The sequence below is a fragment of the Pseudogracilibacillus auburnensis genome (genome assembly GCF_003201975.1).
Classification (GTDB): Bacteria; Bacillota; Bacilli; order Bacillales; family Amphibacillaceae; genus Pseudogracilibacillus; species Pseudogracilibacillus auburnensis.
In genome coordinates, this window is record NZ_QJJQ01000037.1 from 1 (window position 1) to 1158 (window position 1158).

The window sequence follows — 1158 nt, forward strand, 5'->3', positions numbered from 1 at the left end:
GTCACACCTGTTCCCATCTCGAACACAGCAGTTAAGCTCTCCAGCGCCGATGGTAGTCGAGGCTTTGCCTCCGCAAGAGTAGGAAGCCGCCAGGCTATTAATGTAACATATTTAAATACGACACCCGGAGGATTAGCTCAGCTGGGAGAGCACTTGCCTTACAAGCAAGGGGTCGCAGGTTCGAGCCCTGCATCCTCCACCATAACAAACGCCGGCCTAGCTCAATTGGTAGAGCAACTGACTTGTAATCAGTAGGTTGGGGGTTCAAGTCCTCTGGCCGGCACCATTTGGACATATAATTGTTGTTTCCTAAAAAAACGAATGATAATGTATGTTGTCAAGAGCCATTAGCTCAGGTGGTAGAGCATCTGACTTTTAATCAGAGGGTCACAGGTTCGAGTCCTGTATGGCTCACTCATGTTAGGCGGGTGTGGCGGAATCGGCAGACGCGCTAGACTTAGGATCTAGTGTCTTCGGACATGGGGGTTCAACTCCCTTCACCCGCACCATCCAGTATAAATTTAATATTTGCGGAAGTAGTTCAGTGGTAGAATATCACCTTGCCAAGGTGGGGGTCGCGGGTTCGAATCCCGTCTTCCGCTCCAAGAAATTTCGTGGTGCTGCCGGGGTGGCGGAAATGGCAGACGCACAGGACTTAAAATCCTGCGGTAGGTTCCTACCGTGCCGGTTCGATTCCGGCCCTCGGCACCATAAGCGCCTGTAGCTCAATTGGATAGAGTGCTTGACTACGGATCAAGAGGTTAGGGGTTCGACTCCTCTCAGGCGCGTTGTAATCGGGAAGTAGCTTAGCTTGGTAGAGCGCATGGTTTGGGACCATGAGGTCGCAGGTTCAAATCCTGTCTTCCCGACCATTAATTTAATTGTTATCATTTTGGGGCCTTAGCTCAGCTGGGAGAGCGCCTGCCTTGCACGCAGGAGGTCAGCGGTTCGATCCCGCTAGGCTCCACTTGTTTGTAATTTGCTCCTTGAAAACTGAACAGACACAACATAAATGTCAAGAGAAGTTGAATGTATATTCTATATACTTTTAACCTCGTCTAAATAAGATAATTTTTGAAGCTAAGACATGTTTTCGGTGAAAACATGATAACCAAACTTTTTATGGAGAGTTTGATCTTGGCTCAGGACGAACGCTGG

General features: G+C 48.9%; 9 tRNA genes and 1 rRNA gene. All 10 read left to right on the plus strand.

The features are described from left to right. Window positions 1-95, plus strand: a 5S ribosomal RNA gene (gene rrf / locus DFR56_RS22485); the annotation flags it as partial. A 31-nt stretch (window positions 96-126) separates the two neighbouring features. Continuing rightward, window positions 127-202 (plus strand) — tRNA-Val (locus tag DFR56_RS22490). 8 nt (window positions 203-210) lie between these two features. Further along, window positions 211-286: transfer RNA gene (locus tag DFR56_RS22495), tRNA-Thr, on the plus strand. Window positions 287-341: 55 nt separating this feature from the next. Beyond that, a tRNA-Lys gene (locus tag DFR56_RS22500) sits at window positions 342-414 on the plus strand. A 10-nt stretch (window positions 415-424) separates the two neighbouring features. Further along, window positions 425-509: transfer RNA gene (locus tag DFR56_RS22505), tRNA-Leu, on the plus strand. A gap of 21 nt (window positions 510-530) precedes the next feature. Further along, a tRNA-Gly gene (locus DFR56_RS22510) sits at window positions 531-605 on the plus strand. 17 nt (window positions 606-622) lie between these two features. After that, window positions 623-711 (plus strand) — tRNA-Leu (locus DFR56_RS22515). 3 nt (window positions 712-714) lie between these two features. Then, window positions 715-788 (plus strand) — tRNA-Arg (locus DFR56_RS22520). Window positions 789-795: 7 nt separating this feature from the next. Beyond that, window positions 796-872, plus strand: a tRNA-Pro gene (locus DFR56_RS22525). A gap of 22 nt (window positions 873-894) precedes the next feature. Further along, window positions 895-967: transfer RNA gene (locus DFR56_RS22530), tRNA-Ala, on the plus strand. The last annotated feature ends 191 nt before the right edge of the window (window positions 968-1158 follow it).